Below are 14,711 nucleotides of genomic sequence, written 5' to 3' on the forward strand. Positions count from 1 at the left end.
CGCCGCAGCGTCTCAGCCAAAGATGTCGGTTGTGATCCCGGCATACCAGCCCAGGCTTTCCTCATAAGTTGCCTTGCGCAGCGCCGCATCCTCGCCAGTCTGGCTGATGAAGCTTTCCACGCTGGCGATCTTTTCAGGCGTCGGCGCGTAGGATGCCCCCACCTTCACCCCGTCGTCGGGCGCGATCAGCGACCAGCAGGTGTTGGAGTATTTCGCCGGGAAGGCTTTTGACCCGGTCAGTTCCGACCGGATCACCATTGCCGCCACCTTGGCCTGACTGTTGGCCGAGAAAGCCGATTTCGGCATGTCGCCCTGATTGCTGGCATCACCCAGAATGAACACATTGGCGTCGATTTTCGACTTCATGTTATCGGGCACAACCGGCGCCCAGTCACCCTCGGTCACACCCGCAGCGGCGGCGATCACACCCGCCTTCTGGCCCGGAATGACGTTGCAGACATCCACCTTTTCGGCGCTGCCGTCGATCACCACCTCCATGGTGTCGGGCCGCACCTCCACAGCGGCGCCGCCCATGTCGGGGCCGATCCACTCCACCATACCGGTATAATGCTTCTGCCAGCCTTCCTCGAACAGTGCCTGTTTCGAATATTTGTCTTTCGGATCAAGGATCAGGATTTTGGCAGTCGGGTTGATCTGGCTCAGCAGATGGGCCACCATCGACACCCGCTCATAGGGGCCCGGCGGGCAGCGGTAGGGGTTAGGGGGGGCAACCATGCAATAGGTGCCGCCCTGCGCCATCGCCTCGATCTGCGCTTTCAACAGTTGCGTCTGCGGCCCGGCCTTGTAGGCGTGCGGCATCTTTTCGGCTGCCTCAAGGCTCCAGCCCGGCACGCTGTCGTCGCGGAAGTCGATCCCCGGCGCGATCACCAGCCGGTCGTAGGTCAGCGTGTCGCCGCTGTCGAGGCTGACGGTGCGGGCATCGCGGTCAACCCCGGCGGCACGGGTGCGCGCAATGGTGATGCCGTAATCCGACGCCAGCTTGTCATAGCGGTGTTCCAGCGTCGAAAACTCGCGGAAGCCGCCGATGTAGAGGTTGGAGAAGAAGCAGGTGGTGTAAACCTCTTGCGGTTCGACCAGAACCACGTCGATCTCGCCCTTGCTGTCCTTGGCCAGATAGCGCGCAATCGTGGCGCCGCCCGCGCCACCGCCAATCACAACCACGCGGGGCTTGCCCTGCCCCAGCACCACAGGCGCATAAAGCGCCGCCGTGCCCGCCGCTACCGTTCCCAGAAAAGTCCGTCGTTTCAAAAGCATGGTCTTCCTCCCGGTTGCTCGCCGTGCTCACTCCTCCAGCGTGGCGAAATAGGCGGCCAAGGCCGCAATCTCTTCGTCCGACAGCCGCCCCGCCATCATCTGCATCACCGGATGGGGCCGCAGCTTCTGCTTGTAGGCATGAAGCGCGATCACGAAATCCTCTTCGGGCCAAAGCGTGATCGAGGGAATGCCCTCATCCGCGCCCGAGGCCTGATGACAGGTCTGGCATTCCGACGACAGATATTCCCCCCAGGCCGGATCACCCTCCAGCGCCAGCACCTCGGGCGACAATTCGGGGATCACCCGGCGCGCGGTCGGCTGGGCTTCGGGAATGTCTTGCGGGCGGTCGGAAAAATCGCGCAGGAACGAAATCAGGTCTGCCCGGTCAACCGGGTCTTTCAACCCCTTGTAGGTCATCCGCGTGCCCGACACGAGCGATTTCGGGTTTTCGACATAAACCTCAAGGGTTTCCCAGGTCCAGGTCAGACCGTCATTGCCCATCCGCGCCATGCTTTTGGAATATTTGAAGCCCGGCACCGTCCCCGCGCGGCGACCAAAGATGCCGGTCAGCGGCGGCCCTATGCGGATTTTTGCGCCGGGGCCGATTTCGTGGCAGCCCTTGCACTGGTTCCAGAACCCCGCACCGCGCTGGGCATCGCCAAATCGTTCGGCGCGAACCCCGGCGGGGCTCGCGCCGTCCTGTGCCCGTGCCGCGCCGGTCAGCGCAAGAATTGCGACGAGAGCAATCAGACCCCGCCGCATCCTCTCACCCCCCGTGCGAGGCGATATAGGCGATCACCGCGTCGATATCGTCCTGCTTTTTCAGGCCGTTGAAGGCCATCTTGTTCTTGGGGACAAAACCTTTGGGGTCGCGCAGATAGGCCGCGATATTGTCAGGCGTCCAGACCAGCCCACCGGCCCCCGCCTCTTGCATCGGCTTGGAGTATTTGAACCCTTCGATCGTTCCCGCCTGACGGCCGACAATGCCGGTCATGATCGGGCCGGTTGCGTTTTTCGCTCCTTCCCCGATCTTGTGGCACGAGGCGCAGGTCTTGAACACCTTTTCCCCCGCCGAAATCAGCGCCGGATCGGTCGAGATGGTGTAGCCCGCCGCAACCGGGGGCTTGGCCACGGCCACCGACACCGGCGCCGGAGAGGCCGCCGGTTCCGGCGCAGGTGCAGCCGCCGCGATCAGGGTTGCCGCATCGTCGGTCGGATCGTCGGGCGTCACATCCAGCACCGCGGCGCGCATCGTGACCTCGGCCTTTTCCTTGCAGTTTTCCATGCACGGCTCGACCGTAAAGGCCGGCACCTCAGTCTGATCGCGGTCGTCGAAAAAGAACCCCTCGGCGTTCGGCAGCACAACCTCGGTAAAGTTCTCGCGGCTCAGGACGAAGTCGTCCTCGACCAGATCGTTGTTGTAAAGGATGTAGGCGACGATCGCATAGACCTCGTCGGCGGCCAGCGTCTGGGCCTGACCAAAGGGCATGGCGCGATGCACATAGTCGAACGCGGTGGACAGATAGGGCCAATAGGATCCGATCGTCTTGTCGGGGTCGTCGCGGTCCAGCGTGCCCTGCCCGCCCGAGAGTTTCGGCCAGTTGTCCACACCTTCGCCAAATTCGCCGTGGCAGACCGCGCATTTTTCAGAAAACAGCTCTTCGCCATCGGCCACGCTGCCCGAACCTTCCGGCAGGCCCTGCCCATCGGGGCGCACGTCGATATCCCAAGCGGTGATCTCTTCGGGCAGGGCTGCCCGCCCCAGACCGATCTTTTCGGCCATGGCCGGCCCAGCCAGCAGCGTGCTGGCCAGCAGGACATTAAGAAATCTCGACATTTTCCGCACTCCCGTCGGGTTTGACCCACCAAGTCGCAATCCCGTTGTTATGATAGACCGAATTCACCCCCCGGAAGGCGCGCAACTGGTTCTTGGTGGGCTGAACATAGCCGGTCGAATCCACCGCGCGGCTTTGCAGCAGCAACTCGGACCCGTCCCAATCGAATTCGTAATAGAAACGATGCATCGACTTATCCAGGGACGGGCCATCCATCCGCGCCGGAAACCAGGTCTTGCCACCGTTCAGCGTGACATCGACCCGCGGGATCGTGCCGCGGCCCGACCAGGCCACCCCGGTAATCACCGTGCGGCCTGGGCCGTGGGTGATCGGGGCCTGCGGGCTGGGGTTGGTGATGACGGATTTGGCGTCCATCACCCAGGTCCAGCGACGCGAGCGGCCATCTTCCATCGTGTCGGTGTATTTCGAGGTTTCCTCGCGCTGTTCCCAAGGCTGGTCGCCCACTTCCAGGCGGCGGATCCATTTGATCCACATGTTGCCTTCCCAGCCCGGCACCACCAGACGCGCCGGATAGCCCTGTTCCTTGCGCAGCATCTCGCCGTTCATCTTGAAGGCGATCATGCAGTCATCCAGCGCCTTTTCCATCGGGATCGAACGCGTCATCCCCGAAGCATCGGCACCTTCGGCCAGCAGCCATTTGCCTTCGGTCTTGACCCCGGCCTCGGCCAGAATGTCTTTCAGCATCACACCGGTATACATGACGTTATGGATCATGCCGTGGGTAAACTGGCAGCCGTTCAACTGCGCGCCGGCCCATTCCATGCCTCCGTTAGCGGCGCATTCCAGAAAGTGGATCTTGTTCACCCGCGGAAACCGCATCAGATCGGCAAAGGTGAACACCAGCGGCGTTTCCACCAGACCGTTGATCATCAGCCGCCAGTCGGATTTGGCGATCTCGGCCGCGCCGCCGTGGTGGCGTTCAAAGCACAGACCGTTCGGGGTGATGATTCCGTCCAGTTCGTGCAGCGGGGTAAAGTTGATCGACGAGGCGGTTTCCGCCGTCAGCCATTCCACATTGCGCCGGATCACATGCTCTTCAAACCGTATCGGCATTCCGTAGGGGGCAACATCCACCCCGTCGCCCAACTGGCTGGCCCAAGGCTGCACCTCGGTGATCAGCGGGTCAGGGCCGCTGGCACGCGCGGCGGTGCCAAGCGCGGTCAGCGCCCCGCCCGCGGCCAGACCTGCGCGCAAAAAGCCGCGGCGGCTGGTGCCTTTGTGGGACATCTCGTCCATGAGATCCTCCTTCGTCTGGCGCCGCTCGGGCGCGCGCGTTCTTGGCTTTTGGCAACGGCTCAGGCGCCGCTGACCACGACAGAAGTATTGGGTTGCAACCGCACCGTGCCGATCTTGCGGATATGCGCCTCGACCACATCCCATATCTGCGGGCCCTCGGTGCCCTCGTTCACGCTGGCCCAGCCCGCGACGGTGTAGGTGCGCGCCGGGTCGATCGCCTCGCCGCTGCGCAGAACCGTCATGTTCGATACCCGGCTGCCGATGGGCTTTGACACGTCAATGGCGTAGCCCATGCCGCCGATCCGCACCATGTCGCCGCCTTGTTGATAATAGGGGTCGGTGTTGAAGATGTTGTCGGCCACGTCTTCCAGAATTTCGTGGATGCGCGCGCCGGTCATCTCGGTCCGGTAGGCTTGGCCGTAGGTCATCGAGGTGGCGTTGTGGATATCCTCACGGGTGATCGGGTCGCCCGGCAAGAGGCTTGGCCCCCAGCGCACGCCGGGGCTCATGGCAATCTCGGCGTCGCGTTCCGACAGCAGCGCCTCGCAGATCAGATCGTCCCAGGTGCCGTTGAAGTTGCCGCGGCGATAGAGCAGGCTTTCGGTCTGGCCCACGACCGTTTCCAGATCGGCCTTGTAGGGTGCGCGTTCGCCGTCGATCAGCGCGGCCATTTCGGGGTCGGGGGTGATGACATCGGCAAAGATCGGGATCAGCTTGTGCCGGAAACCCATCATCCGGCCTTCGCGGACATCCAGATCGACACGGCTGACGAATTTGCCGTTCGAGCCGGAAGCGATCAGGATCGTCTCGCCCACCAGCACCGGTTCGGGCAGCGCGTCATGGGTGTGGCCGGTCAGGATCACGTCGATCCCGGTAACGCCCGCGGCCATCTTGCGATCCACGTCAAAGCCATTGTGGCTGAGGCATACGACCAGATCGACACCCTCGGCCCGAACCTCATCGACCACCGCCTGCATCCGTTCCTGCCGCACACCAAAGCTGTATTCGGGGAACATCCAGCCGGGGTTGGCAATCGGCATATAGGGGAAGGCCTGCCCGATCACCGCCACCCGCACACCGCCGGTTTCAAAGATCTTGTAGGGATCAAACGCAGGTTCGTCCCATTCGGCGTCAAAGATATTGGCGCCCAGGAAGGGGAAGGGCAGCGCCTCGACAAGTTCCTTGACCCGATCAGACCCCAGCGTCCATTCCCAATGCGAAGTCATCGCCTCGACCCCCAGCGCGTTCATGACATTCACCATGTCCTGCCCGCGGGTTTTCAGCGAGGTATAAGACCCATGCCAGGTGTCGCCACCGTCCAGCAAAATGGAATTGGGCCGTTCCGCCCGGATCGCCTTGACCACGGTCGCCACCCGGTCCATGCCGCCCATCTTGCCATAGGCACGACCCAGAATTGAGAAATCCTCATAGGTCAGCGCATAGGCCTCGGGGCTGCCGGGGGTGAGGTTGAACATCTTGATGAAGTCCTTGCCCACCACATGCGGCGGCAAGCCCTTGGCGGCACCGACGCCCAGATTGATTTCCGGTTCGCGGAACCAGATCGGTTTCAGTTGCGCATGAATGTCGGTGATGTGGATCAGCGTGACATTGCCGAAGGCATCGAATTGCAGCAACTGGTCCTGGGTCAGCGCCTGCTGCGCGGCAACCCGCGCCCAGTTGCCCATCCCCGAGCCTGCCAGAATGGCCGAGGCCGCAACGCTGGCCTGAAGAAACTCCCGACGGGAAATCATGCGCCTTATTCTCCTGCTATCGTGCAAGACGCTGCGGGCCATCCCGCGCGTTGCCTGCCCGGCTTGCCGGGTCATCTTTGAAAAACCGGCGCGGGGTGCGCGTTCAGCCCCCGCGCCGCGATGGCCTCAGGGGCGAACGCCCGCGCCCTCGATCGCAAGGCCCACGCCACGCGAGGCGACGTAAAGCTCCAGCGCCTTGAACTCGGGGCTGCCCGCCTCAAAGGTTTCGGCACGGGTATCCCGCACACAGCCCACGAACCGCTGATGGATTGAAACAACGCCCGCATCCTTCAGACGATAGACCGGGAAGGCGTTGATATGGCCCTGGCTCAGGTGGTCGGCCCGGATCATGTTGCCCCAGTTGTCCTCGTGACAGTTGGCGCAAGACATTTCCAACTGACCGTAGCGGGTATAGTAAATCTCGCGGCCTTGTTCCCAATAGGGTTTGGACGGGCCGTCGATGTTGACAGAGATCGGCATCCCGCGCGACTGAATCGACAGCGCAAGCGTCATCGCCTTCATCTTGTCGCTGTTCCACTTCAGCTTTTCAGCGCCCATCCGCTCGGTGCGGCAGGCGTTGATGTATTCCTCAAGCGACCACAGATCGCCCGCCTTTTCGTTGTATTTCGGCATCGCGGCGCGCACACCGGCCATGCTCTCGATCTCGTGGTGGCATGTGGCGCAGGATTTGCCCTCGGTGCCCTCGACCGTATCCCAGGCCTCAAGGCCAGCATCGGTAAAGACCATCGCGGGGTTGTCGAAATCATCCATCTGCATCGCGCGGGTTTCATCCTCGCGGAACAGCCAGCCCGAATACAACTCGGTCAGGTGCCCATCCAGATAGGCGGGCGCCGTGCCGCGGGTGGGAATGGTGATCTCGCCGTTCACCACCAGCTCCGCATCCGGGTGCGGATCGGCCAGCGCCGGGGTCATCCCCAGCGTAACCGCCCCCAGCGCGAGCGCCGCAATTGTCGTTCTGCTTTTGCGCAGCATCATTTTAGCTGATCCTCCCTGGGTGAAGCCCCGCCCCGTGGGGCGGCGCCAGTCCTTGGTCCGCGCTCCCCGACGCGGCGCGCGCCTCAGGCGACTTCGATCGGCTTGGCGTCTTCGTAGACCGAGCCGTCGTCGTCATACCAAGTGAACTTGAACTCACCCGAAGCATCGACCTTGGCGTCAAATTCAATGTAGGGGTTCGTCGAGATCGCCGGCTCCAGCGTCACGTCAACCACGCTCACCCCGTTGAATTCACAGGTAAAGCGGTTGATGATCGAGCGCGGGATCAGGTTGCCGTCCTTGTCCTTGCGCTGCCCCGATTCCATCGGGTGGCTGATCAGGGTCTTGAGCGTGACCACCTCGCCAGCCGCAGCCTTGGAGGGAACTTTCACGCGCGGTTTGACATTTTCTGCCATGATATTCTCCTGTCTCTGACTCAGCCGCCGCAGCCGCCGATGGTGACCTTCACCGTGGACGATGCCTGCACAAAGCTGCCATCCGCCATCTTGGCCACCGCGATCACGTCCTGCGTCTTGGACAGGCGGATCCGGGTCGATGCCATTTGCGAGCCGGCCGCAGGGCCAAAGTTGAAGGTGCAAACCGCAGGCGTCGGGTTGCCCGCCGCCAGCAGCATGATCGCCACAGCGCCGGGCGCATCGACCGACACCGGAACGGTGTTGCCGTTTTCGGCAATTTCGGGCGCGGTCAGGGTGATCCCGCCGGTGCCTGCCGCCGCGCCGCCGGTAAAGGCCGCAATCGCATCCTCGGCCGCGGCGGCAAGGGCGGGCACCGGCAGCATCGTCACCGCAACCCCGCCAAGCGCCAGCCCGAGGGCCTCACGTCTGGAAAACTTCATCGTCATCTCCTCTCGAAAGCTCGCGCCGTCACTCTTTGAGCGTCAGCAGATAAGCGACCACATCCTCAATCTGCTGCGCCGACAGGATCGGCGGCAGATCGGCAGGGGCGGCCTTGCCGGTGTAGGCGTTACCGGGGCGAATGAACCCGCTGGTCTTGTACATCGCGGGCATTTCGGTGCCCTCGAAGGTCTTTTTGCTGTCCACGACGATGCCGCGCAGTTGCGCCTCGGTATAGCGGCTGGCCGCGCCATCCAGCGCGGGGCCGATGTTGCCCTGGAACTGCACGTCAGGCATGGTGCCGATCAGATGGCAGGCCACACAGTTGCCCAGGGCATTGGTGGTCATGATCTTCTTGCCGGACTCAGGATCACCCGGCTGATCCGCAAGCGGCTGCGCGATGGCGCCTTCTTGCCAGACGATATCGGCAGGGGCGATTTCAGCCCAGGTCTGCCCGGCAAGAACTGTGACCGCACAAGCGGCAAACACGGCGTGGCGTAGCATAGAAACCCTCCCGTTTCTTCTCCCGACTCATTGGTAACGGAGTGCGACAGTTTCACGCAACATGTAATTCTGACATATGAATACGTTGCTGCGACGCGGCATCGCCCTATGTCAGTTGCCCGTCATGCGGCTGGCCAGATATTTCTGGAAGTGCTCGCCGCTGTCGTAGCCATGATCCTTGACCCAGGTCAGCAACGCGCTGGTCGTGCCCTTGCCAAAGGCGCCCGGCATCGTGACAACAGCGGCCTCGGCGGCGCCCGCCCCCTCTTCGACCGCTTCAGGCAGGAACATCATGGTCGGCGTGAACATCACGCCCCAGCGCACCGCCATATCCTTTTCCGGCAGTTGGGTGCCGTCGAAATCGGTCACCGGCACATCGCCAAACAGGTTCATCTGCACGACAAAGTAATTGTCCTCGATCAGCTTGGTGATTTCCGGGTCGGGAAACACCTCTTCGTGCATCTTGGTGCAATAGATGCAGCCGCGCTGTTCAAAGATCACCAGCAGCCGCTTGCCCTCGGCATTTGCCTCGGCCAGATCCTCGCGCATGTCCTTGAAGGTGTCGCGCATCCAGGGCGTCTTGTGCAGCCCGTCGTCGCCCAGTTGCGCAGCCCCCACCGGCAGCGCCAGTGAGATGGTCGCCGCAAAGGCCATCACATAATTCCGCATGGTCTCCTCCCTTGCCATGGTCAGCCCAGCGATCCCGCGCCGGGCAGGTATTTTATCATCAGATCGGCGATCAGGCTCAGCGTATCGGTGGCGATCAGGATCGCGAACACGATCAGCATGACACCCATCGCCTTTTCCACATAGCCCAGTTTTGCGCGGTGACGGTTCATGAAGGCCAGAAACGGGCGCGCGAAAAATGCCGCCAGCACGAAGGGCGCGGTCATACCGATGCCGTAGACGAACAGCAGGGCCGCGCCGCGGCTGATGTCGCCCATTCCCGAGGCCACCATCAGAATTGCCGCCAGCGCCGGGCCGACGCAGGGTGTCCAGCCAAAACCGAAGGCCAGCCCCATCACATAGGCGCCCAGCACCGTGGACGGGTCGGACTTGGCCTCGATCCGAGCCTCGCGATACAAAAAACCGATCCGCAACACACCCAGAAAATGCAGCCCGAATAGGAACAGGATCGCCGCGGCCACATAACTCAGCGGTTCCATCCACGCCCGAAAGGCCTGCCCCAGCGCGGTCGCGCCCATGCCCAGCAGCATGAAGATGGTCGTGACCCCCATCGCGAATGCGATCGAGGACCAGATCAGCCGCCGCTGCGCCCCCGGCGCAATCGCACCGCCCCCGCGCAACTCGGACATCGAGATCCCGGCCATATAGCTCAGGTAGAAAGGCACCATCGGCAAGATGCAGGGTGTCAGAAACGACAAGAGCCCCGCGAGAAAGGCACCCCGAAAGTCGGGTCCATCAACATCAGTTCCCCCCAAAGTCCGGGCCTGCCTTGATCGGGGCAGGCAAACACATTACGATCTTCATATGTTAAAAGGGGTGCGTCAATGATCCGCATTGCGTTCACGACCCTGGCCTTGGGTTTTTACCTGTTCGGGGCGGTCGCGGCACAGGCGCAGGCCTTTCGCCTGCTGATGGTGGAACAGGCCGGATGCACCTATTGCATCCGCTGGAATGACGAGATCGGACCGATCTACCCCAAGACCGCCGAAGGCGCGATTGCCCCGCTGGAACGGGTCAATCTGCGCGGGCCATGGCCCGAAGGGTTGGTAATCGGCGCACGTCCGGTCTTCACGCCGACCTTCCTGATCCTTAAAGAAGGGGTCGAGGTCGGCCGGATCGAAGGCTATCCGGGCGAGGATTTTTTCTGGGGCCTTCTGGGGCAGGCGCTGCGCGAGGCAGGGGCCGAGGTGCCAGAGCCGTCAGACTTGCGGCCCCAGCCCTGACCGGGGCCGGGGCAATCAGCCGGGCGGCACCAGAACCGCCCCAACACGAGGGACAAGGCTTGGCCATGGCACAAGACGGGCACAGCGACGACACCCCCGACACCGCCACCGAGGCGGACCGTTGCGCGGCGCTTGACGCCGACGAACTGACCGGGCGCGCGCAGGATGCGTCGCATTTCCTCAAGGCGCTGGCGCATGAGGGGCGGCTGATGATCCTGTGCCATCTGTCGTCGGGCGAAAAGACCGTGACCGAGCTGGAAAACCTGCTCGCCTCGCGGCAGGCCGCGGTCAGCCAGCAGCTTGCGCGGCTGCGGCTGGAGGGGTTGGTGTCGTGTCGGCGCGAGGGCAAGGCGATCTTTTACACGCTCAGCGAACCCAAGGCGGCGCGAATGATCGAACTGATCTATGAAATGTTCTGCGCCCAGCCGCACAGCGCCCAACCGGCGGCCTGATCGGGTCAGCCCCGGCCCAGAACCCGCAGCACCGAACGCGCCGCGCGCAGGCCAGGCGCCTCGCCGCCCGCGCCCAGCCGCTGCATCGTCACCTCCATCGCGGCGTGCTGTGCGGCCACGGCGACGGGGTCGTTCAGCAGCCGTGCCAGTTCGGCTGCGATCGGGCCGGGGCGGCAGGCGCGGCCCAGAAATTCAGGGATCGCGCGCGTCTCTGACACCAGATTGACCAGCGTCACCGTATCGACCCGCAGCAGCCGGCCCAGAATCAGCCGCGTCAGCGGCGCCATGTCATAGGCGATCACCATCGGCGTGTGATTGGCGGCCAGTTCAAGGCTGACTGTTCCGCTGGCCGCCAGTGCCAGATCGGCGGCGGCAAAGGCGGCGCGCTTGTCCTCGGGCGCCTCGATCACGATTGGCGCCACGGGCCAGCGCGCGGCCATCTGCCGCACCATTGCTGCAACGCCGCGCACCGTGGGCAACACCACGCGCAGCCCCGGTTCGCGGTCGCGCAGCCGCATCAGCGCCTCGTCAAAGCGCGGCGCCAACCGCGCCACCTCGCCCCGCCGCGATCCGGGCAGGCACAGCACCAACGGCTGATCGGGGCCGATCATATGGGTTTCTCGAAAGGCCACAGCCTGATCGGGGGTGGCGCGCGGCGCGGCCACCACCGGATGCCCCACGAAATCGCAACTCATGCCCGCGGCCTGCATATAGGGCGGCTCGAACGGCAACAGCGCCAGAACATGGTCGATGACCTGCGCCATCTTGGCGGCCCGTCCCGGCCGCCAGGCCCAGACCGAGGGCGCGACATAGTGGATGGTTTTCAGCCGCGGATTGGCTGCCCGCGCCAGCGCCGCCACTCGCAGGCAGAAATCGGGGCTGTCGATGGTGATCAGCGCATCGGGCGTCAGATCGGCCACGGCACGCGCGGTCTGCGCGATGCGCGCCTTGAGCGCGCGATATTTCGGCAGCACCTCCCAAAGCCCCATCACCGACAGTTCTTCCATCGGAAAGCGGCTTTCCAGACCCTCGGCCTGCATCAGCGGCCCGCCGATCCCGTGAAATTCGACCCCCGGATGCAGCGCCTTCAACCCTGCCATCAGCGCCGCCCCAAGGCTGTCGCCCGAGGCTTCGCCCGCGATCAGGAACAACCTCAGCGCGCCCAAAGAAACAGACCCTTCGCCTGTGCGCTGGCAATTGTGGCGGCACGGTCCAGCAGCAGCACGCCGCCCGCCTCCCAGGCGATGCCGCCAAGTCCCGCGGCGGCGGCGCGCGCCACGGTTTCGGGACCGATGGCGGGCAGGTCAACCCGCCGGTCCTGGCCCGGCTTCGGTGCCTTGTAGAACAGGCCGCGCGCACCGGCGGGGTTCGGGCGCAGGCGGGCGTGAAGTGCGGCGAAATCCAGCATCGCATCGGTGCCGGGCAGCGCCTCGACCGCCAGACACAGGCCCTGGGCCACCACCGCGCCCTGCCCCACATCAACCGCCCCCAACGCTGCCACGATCCCGGCGGCGCGGGTGGCATCGGCATCGTCCGCAGGCGTGGGCGCACCGCACAAAACGCCCGGCCCCGGCACCAGATCGGGGGCGATCGCATCGGCGCCCACCACCTCAAGATCCCACTCCTCAAAGATCCCGATCACCGCGCGCAGCGCCGCATCGTCGCCCGCCTGCATCGCCCCCAGCAGGCGCGGCACCAGCGTGGCGGTGCGCGCATCGAACAGCTCAGGCTCCAGCCGGGGCCGCCGGATGCCCCCGGCAAAGACCACGCGTTTGACCCCACGCTCGATCAGGGTTTCAAGAAACGGCACCAGCCGCTCGATCCGAAACCGGATCGGGTCAGCGCCCGGCACCTCGCTCGGAAAACCCTCCAACTCGGCCAGCACCACCGGCCCGGCGACGTCAGCCAACAGCCGGGGCAGCGTGCCGGTGCCCGCGATGATCGCCAGATCGGTCATTTCGGCGTCAGAAAGCTGCGATCCGACGGACCGAGGATGAAATCGAGCACCTCGCGCACATGATCACCACCCGCACCTTCCTCGGCCAGACGGCGCGCATTGTCGCGGAAATTGCCATCCCCCAGCGCCGCGTAAAGATCACGCAGCGCCGCAATCTCGGCCCGGTCCACCCCGCGCCGTTTCAGCCCCACAAGGTTCAGCCCGTCCAACTGGCCGCGCGGCCCCTGCACCAGACCATGCGGGATCACGTCAGCCGTGACCATCGTCACCGCGCCGATGATCGCGCCGCGGCCGATCCGCACCCATTGATGCACCCCCGACAGGCCACCCACGATCACGTCATCTTCCAGAACGCAATGCCCGGCTACGGCGGAATTGTTCACCAGAATCACACGGTTGCCGATCTGGCAATCATGCGCGACATGAGCGCCCGCCATGAACAACCCGTCATCGCCAACCTGCGTCACGAACCCGCCACCCTCGGTGCCGGTGTTCATCGTCACATGCTCGCGGATGCGGTTGCGCGCGCCGATGATCAGCCGGCTCTGCTCGCCGCGGAATTTCAGATCCTGCGGCACCTCGCCAAGACTGGCGAAGGGAAAGATCACCGTATCCTCACCCACCTCGGTTGCGCCGGTGATCACCGCATGCGATTTGACCTCGACCCGCGCCGCCAGCACAACCTGCGCCCCGATCAGGCAGAACGGCCCGATCCGGCAGCCCGGCCCGATCACCGCGCCGGGTTCGACAACCGCCGAAGGATGGATCTGCGCGCTGAGGGCGATGCTCATCTCTTATCCCTGCAAATCCATCATCGCGGTAAATTCCGCTTCGGCGCACAACTGGCCATCGACCATGCCGCGGCCCTCGAATTTCCAGATCTTGCCGCCACCGCGCTTGACGGCCACGTGCAGTTCCAGCACGTCGCCGGGGCCGACCTTGCGGCGGAACTTGCAGGCGTCGATGCCCATGAAATAGGTCAGCAACGGCTTGTCGATCACGTTCAGGCTGATGCCCACGACCACGGCCGAGGTCTGCGCCATCGCCTCGACGATGGTCACACCCGGCATGATCGGCATCGACGGGAAATGGCCCTGAAAATGCGGCTCGTTGAAGGTCACGTTCTTGATCCCCACGGCGCCCTTGAACGGCACGATGTCGCGCACCTTGTCGATCAGCAAAAACGGGTAGCGGTGGGGAATGATCCGCTGGATCAGCAGGATATCGGCTTCGGTATGGGGGGCGGGTTCGGTCATGTCCGGCCTTTCGATGAGGTGCAGCCCAAGGCCGCGCTTTGCGACTTGCTACCGCCCTGCCCGGCTGTTGGCAAGGCGCGCTCAGTCCTCGGTGGCGGCGGGTGGCGCGGCCTCGGGGCCAGCGCCCAGCGTCGCGTCGATCCGGGCCACCAGATCATCGGTCACGTCGATCGCTTCGGCGGCCAGAAACACCGCCTTGCGTTCCAGAATCGCCACCGCACCGCGCTGAGCCATCACCGCGCCCATCACCGGCAGGGCCGCCTCGTAAAACGCAGCCCTCTCCGCCTCGGCGGCGCGCGAAATGTCGCGGGATTTGGCATCCTGCGCCCGCCGGATACCGGTAACGCGGGCGTCAAAGGCATCGGCTTCGACCCGGAAATCCTCGGGTTTCATGCTGGTCCGGCGTTCGGTGAGCGCCTTTTCCTCGGCGGTCAGACCTTCGGCGATGCGCTGGTTTTCAGCCTCCAGCGCGGCAAGGGAGGCCCGAAACTCGGCCGAGACGCGCTTGCCCCAGGCGCTTTCGCCAAACAGCCGCTCTTGTTCGACGGTCAGCACCGGGCTGACCAGCACGACAGGCCCCCGCCCCTCGGGCGCCTGCTGGGCCAGCGCGGGGCTGACCAGCAGCAAGGCAAGCACCGCAAGGACCGGGGCCAGACGCATTACGCCG

Annotated in this window: 18 protein-coding genes; 2 read left to right on the plus strand and 16 right to left on the minus strand. The window is 64.3% G+C overall.

What is annotated here, in order from left to right; all coding sequences use genetic code 11:
• Positions 1-12: 12 nt before the first annotated feature.
• The 11 genes from C5F46_RS10830 to C5F46_RS10880 all read right to left on the minus strand — a co-directional run bounded on the left by C5F46_RS10830 (position 13) and on the right by C5F46_RS10880 (position 9,911).
• Positions 13-1,275 (minus strand): NAD(P)/FAD-dependent oxidoreductase, encoded by a 1,263-nt coding sequence (locus C5F46_RS10830; protein WP_107325371.1) that lies wholly within the window; start codon positions 1,273-1,275, stop codon positions 13-15.
• Positions 1,276-1,302: 27 nt separating this feature from the next.
• Positions 1,303-2,037: a c-type cytochrome gene (locus C5F46_RS10835; RefSeq protein WP_107325372.1), complete on the minus strand. Its 735-nt coding sequence runs from the start codon at positions 2,035-2,037 to the stop codon at positions 1,303-1,305.
• A 4-nt stretch (positions 2,038-2,041) separates the two neighbouring features.
• On the minus strand, positions 2,042-3,112 hold the full coding sequence (locus tag C5F46_RS10840) for a c-type cytochrome (protein WP_107325373.1): 1,071 nt from the start codon (positions 3,110-3,112) through the stop codon (positions 2,042-2,044).
• A complete protein-coding gene (gene soxC, locus C5F46_RS10845; protein ID WP_107325374.1) occupies positions 3,096-4,367 on the minus strand; it encodes a sulfite dehydrogenase in 1,272 nt (423 codons plus the stop codon). Before soxC ends, C5F46_RS10840 begins: the two co-directional genes overlap by 17 nt.
• Positions 4,368-4,426: 59 nt before the next feature.
• A complete protein-coding gene (gene soxB / locus C5F46_RS10850; RefSeq protein WP_107325375.1) occupies positions 4,427-6,118 on the minus strand; it encodes a thiosulfohydrolase SoxB in 1,692 nt (563 codons plus the stop codon).
• A gap of 126 nt (positions 6,119-6,244) precedes the next feature.
• Complete coding sequence (gene soxA / locus C5F46_RS10855; RefSeq protein WP_407947323.1) at positions 6,245-7,114, minus strand: sulfur oxidation c-type cytochrome SoxA; 870 nt, start codon at positions 7,112-7,114, stop codon at positions 6,245-6,247.
• An 83-nt stretch (positions 7,115-7,197) separates the two neighbouring features.
• Positions 7,198-7,527, minus strand: coding sequence for a thiosulfate oxidation carrier complex protein SoxZ (gene soxZ / locus C5F46_RS10860; RefSeq protein ID WP_107325376.1), 330 nt, complete (start codon positions 7,525-7,527; stop codon positions 7,198-7,200).
• Between the two features lie 20 nt (positions 7,528-7,547).
• Positions 7,548-7,967 (minus strand): thiosulfate oxidation carrier protein SoxY, encoded by a 420-nt coding sequence (gene soxY, locus C5F46_RS10865; RefSeq protein WP_107325413.1) that lies wholly within the window; start codon positions 7,965-7,967, stop codon positions 7,548-7,550.
• Between the two features lie 28 nt (positions 7,968-7,995).
• The gene (soxX, locus tag C5F46_RS10870; RefSeq protein WP_107325377.1) at positions 7,996-8,469 is read right to left on the minus strand and encodes a sulfur oxidation c-type cytochrome SoxX; all 474 of its coding nucleotides are present in this window, start codon (positions 8,467-8,469) and stop codon (positions 7,996-7,998) included.
• Between the two features lie 111 nt (positions 8,470-8,580).
• Entirely contained in the window at positions 8,581-9,138 is a 558-nt protein-coding gene (locus C5F46_RS10875) for a thioredoxin family protein (protein ID WP_107325378.1), read from the minus strand.
• Between the two features lie 20 nt (positions 9,139-9,158).
• On the minus strand, positions 9,159-9,911 hold the full coding sequence (locus C5F46_RS10880) for a cytochrome c biogenesis CcdA family protein (RefSeq protein WP_107325379.1): 753 nt from the start codon (positions 9,909-9,911) through the stop codon (positions 9,159-9,161).
• A 69-nt stretch (positions 9,912-9,980) separates the two neighbouring features.
• On the opposite strand from C5F46_RS10880, the gene C5F46_RS10885 reads away from it, so the two are divergent.
• Both C5F46_RS10885 and C5F46_RS10890 read left to right on the plus strand, forming a co-directional pair.
• A complete protein-coding gene (locus C5F46_RS10885) occupies positions 9,981-10,379 on the plus strand; it encodes a thioredoxin domain-containing protein (RefSeq protein WP_107325380.1) in 399 nt (132 codons plus the stop codon).
• A 65-nt stretch (positions 10,380-10,444) separates the two neighbouring features.
• Positions 10,445-10,831: an ArsR/SmtB family transcription factor gene (locus C5F46_RS10890; RefSeq protein WP_107325381.1), complete on the plus strand. Its 387-nt coding sequence runs from the start codon at positions 10,445-10,447 to the stop codon at positions 10,829-10,831.
• A 5-nt stretch (positions 10,832-10,836) separates the two neighbouring features.
• Here C5F46_RS10890 and lpxB read toward each other — a convergent pair whose 3' ends face one another.
• The 5 genes from lpxB to C5F46_RS10915 all read right to left on the minus strand — a co-directional run bounded on the left by lpxB (position 10,837) and on the right by C5F46_RS10915 (position 14,704).
• Positions 10,837-11,988: a lipid-A-disaccharide synthase gene (lpxB, locus tag C5F46_RS10895; protein ID WP_107325414.1), complete on the minus strand. Its 1,152-nt coding sequence runs from the start codon at positions 11,986-11,988 to the stop codon at positions 10,837-10,839.
• Positions 11,985-12,788 (minus strand): LpxI family protein, encoded by an 804-nt coding sequence (locus C5F46_RS10900; protein WP_107325382.1) that lies wholly within the window; start codon positions 12,786-12,788, stop codon positions 11,985-11,987. Before C5F46_RS10900 ends, lpxB begins: the two co-directional genes overlap by 4 nt.
• The gene (gene lpxA, locus C5F46_RS10905; RefSeq protein WP_107325383.1) at positions 12,785-13,579 is read right to left on the minus strand and encodes an acyl-ACP--UDP-N-acetylglucosamine O-acyltransferase; all 795 of its coding nucleotides are present in this window, start codon (positions 13,577-13,579) and stop codon (positions 12,785-12,787) included. The genes C5F46_RS10900 and lpxA overlap by 4 nt, the downstream gene beginning before the upstream one ends.
• Before the next feature lie 3 nt (positions 13,580-13,582).
• Positions 13,583-14,044: a 3-hydroxyacyl-ACP dehydratase FabZ gene (gene fabZ, locus C5F46_RS10910; protein ID WP_107325384.1), complete on the minus strand. Its 462-nt coding sequence runs from the start codon at positions 14,042-14,044 to the stop codon at positions 13,583-13,585.
• Between the two features lie 81 nt (positions 14,045-14,125).
• Positions 14,126-14,704, minus strand: a complete 579-nt coding sequence (locus tag C5F46_RS10915; protein ID WP_107325385.1) for an OmpH/Skp family outer membrane protein — start codon at positions 14,702-14,704, stop codon at positions 14,126-14,128.
• Between the last annotated feature and the right edge of the window lie 7 nt (positions 14,705-14,711).

It is taken from the genome of Phaeovulum veldkampii DSM 11550, assembly GCF_003034995.1.
Classification (GTDB): domain Bacteria; phylum Pseudomonadota; class Alphaproteobacteria; order Rhodobacterales; family Rhodobacteraceae; genus Phaeovulum; species Phaeovulum veldkampii.

What these genes read in the sequence shown, in the direction of transcription:
- C5F46_RS10830 (WP_107325371.1), bottom strand. Translation starts at nt 1,275, where the DNA reads ATGCTTTTGAAACGACGGACTTTTCTGGGAACGGTAGCGGCGGGCACG.
- fabZ (WP_107325384.1), bottom strand. Translation starts at nt 14,044, where the DNA reads ATGACCGAACCCGCCCCCCATACCGAAGCCGATATCCTGCTGATCCAG.
- C5F46_RS10900 (WP_107325382.1), bottom strand. Translation starts at nt 12,788, where the DNA reads ATGACCGATCTGGCGATCATCGCGGGCACCGGCACGCTGCCCCGGCTG.
- C5F46_RS10840 (WP_107325373.1), bottom strand. Translation starts at nt 3,112, where the DNA reads ATGTCGAGATTTCTTAATGTCCTGCTGGCCAGCACGCTGCTGGCTGGG.
- C5F46_RS10915 (WP_107325385.1), bottom strand. Translation starts at nt 14,704, where the DNA reads ATGCGTCTGGCCCCGGTCCTTGCGGTGCTTGCCTTGCTGCTGGTCAGC.
- C5F46_RS10835 (WP_107325372.1), bottom strand. Translation starts at nt 2,037, where the DNA reads ATGCGGCGGGGTCTGATTGCTCTCGTCGCAATTCTTGCGCTGACCGGC.
- soxX (WP_107325377.1), bottom strand. Translation starts at nt 8,469, where the DNA reads ATGCTACGCCACGCCGTGTTTGCCGCTTGTGCGGTCACAGTTCTTGCC.
- C5F46_RS10875 (WP_107325378.1), bottom strand. Translation starts at nt 9,138, where the DNA reads ATGCGGAATTATGTGATGGCCTTTGCGGCGACCATCTCACTGGCGCTG.
- lpxA (WP_107325383.1), bottom strand. Translation starts at nt 13,579, where the DNA reads ATGAGCATCGCCCTCAGCGCGCAGATCCATCCTTCGGCGGTTGTCGAA.
- C5F46_RS10885 (WP_107325380.1), top strand. Translation starts at nt 9,981, where the DNA reads ATGATCCGCATTGCGTTCACGACCCTGGCCTTGGGTTTTTACCTGTTC.
- soxC (WP_107325374.1), bottom strand. Translation starts at nt 4,367, where the DNA reads ATGGACGAGATGTCCCACAAAGGCACCAGCCGCCGCGGCTTTTTGCGC.
- soxA (WP_407947323.1), bottom strand. Translation starts at nt 7,114, where the DNA reads ATGATGCTGCGCAAAAGCAGAACGACAATTGCGGCGCTCGCGCTGGGG.
- soxZ (WP_107325376.1), bottom strand. Translation starts at nt 7,527, where the DNA reads ATGGCAGAAAATGTCAAACCGCGCGTGAAAGTTCCCTCCAAGGCTGCG.
- soxB (WP_107325375.1), bottom strand. Translation starts at nt 6,118, where the DNA reads ATGATTTCCCGTCGGGAGTTTCTTCAGGCCAGCGTTGCGGCCTCGGCC.
- soxY (WP_107325413.1), bottom strand. Translation starts at nt 7,967, where the DNA reads ATGAAGTTTTCCAGACGTGAGGCCCTCGGGCTGGCGCTTGGCGGGGTT.
- C5F46_RS10890 (WP_107325381.1), top strand. Translation starts at nt 10,445, where the DNA reads ATGGCACAAGACGGGCACAGCGACGACACCCCCGACACCGCCACCGAG.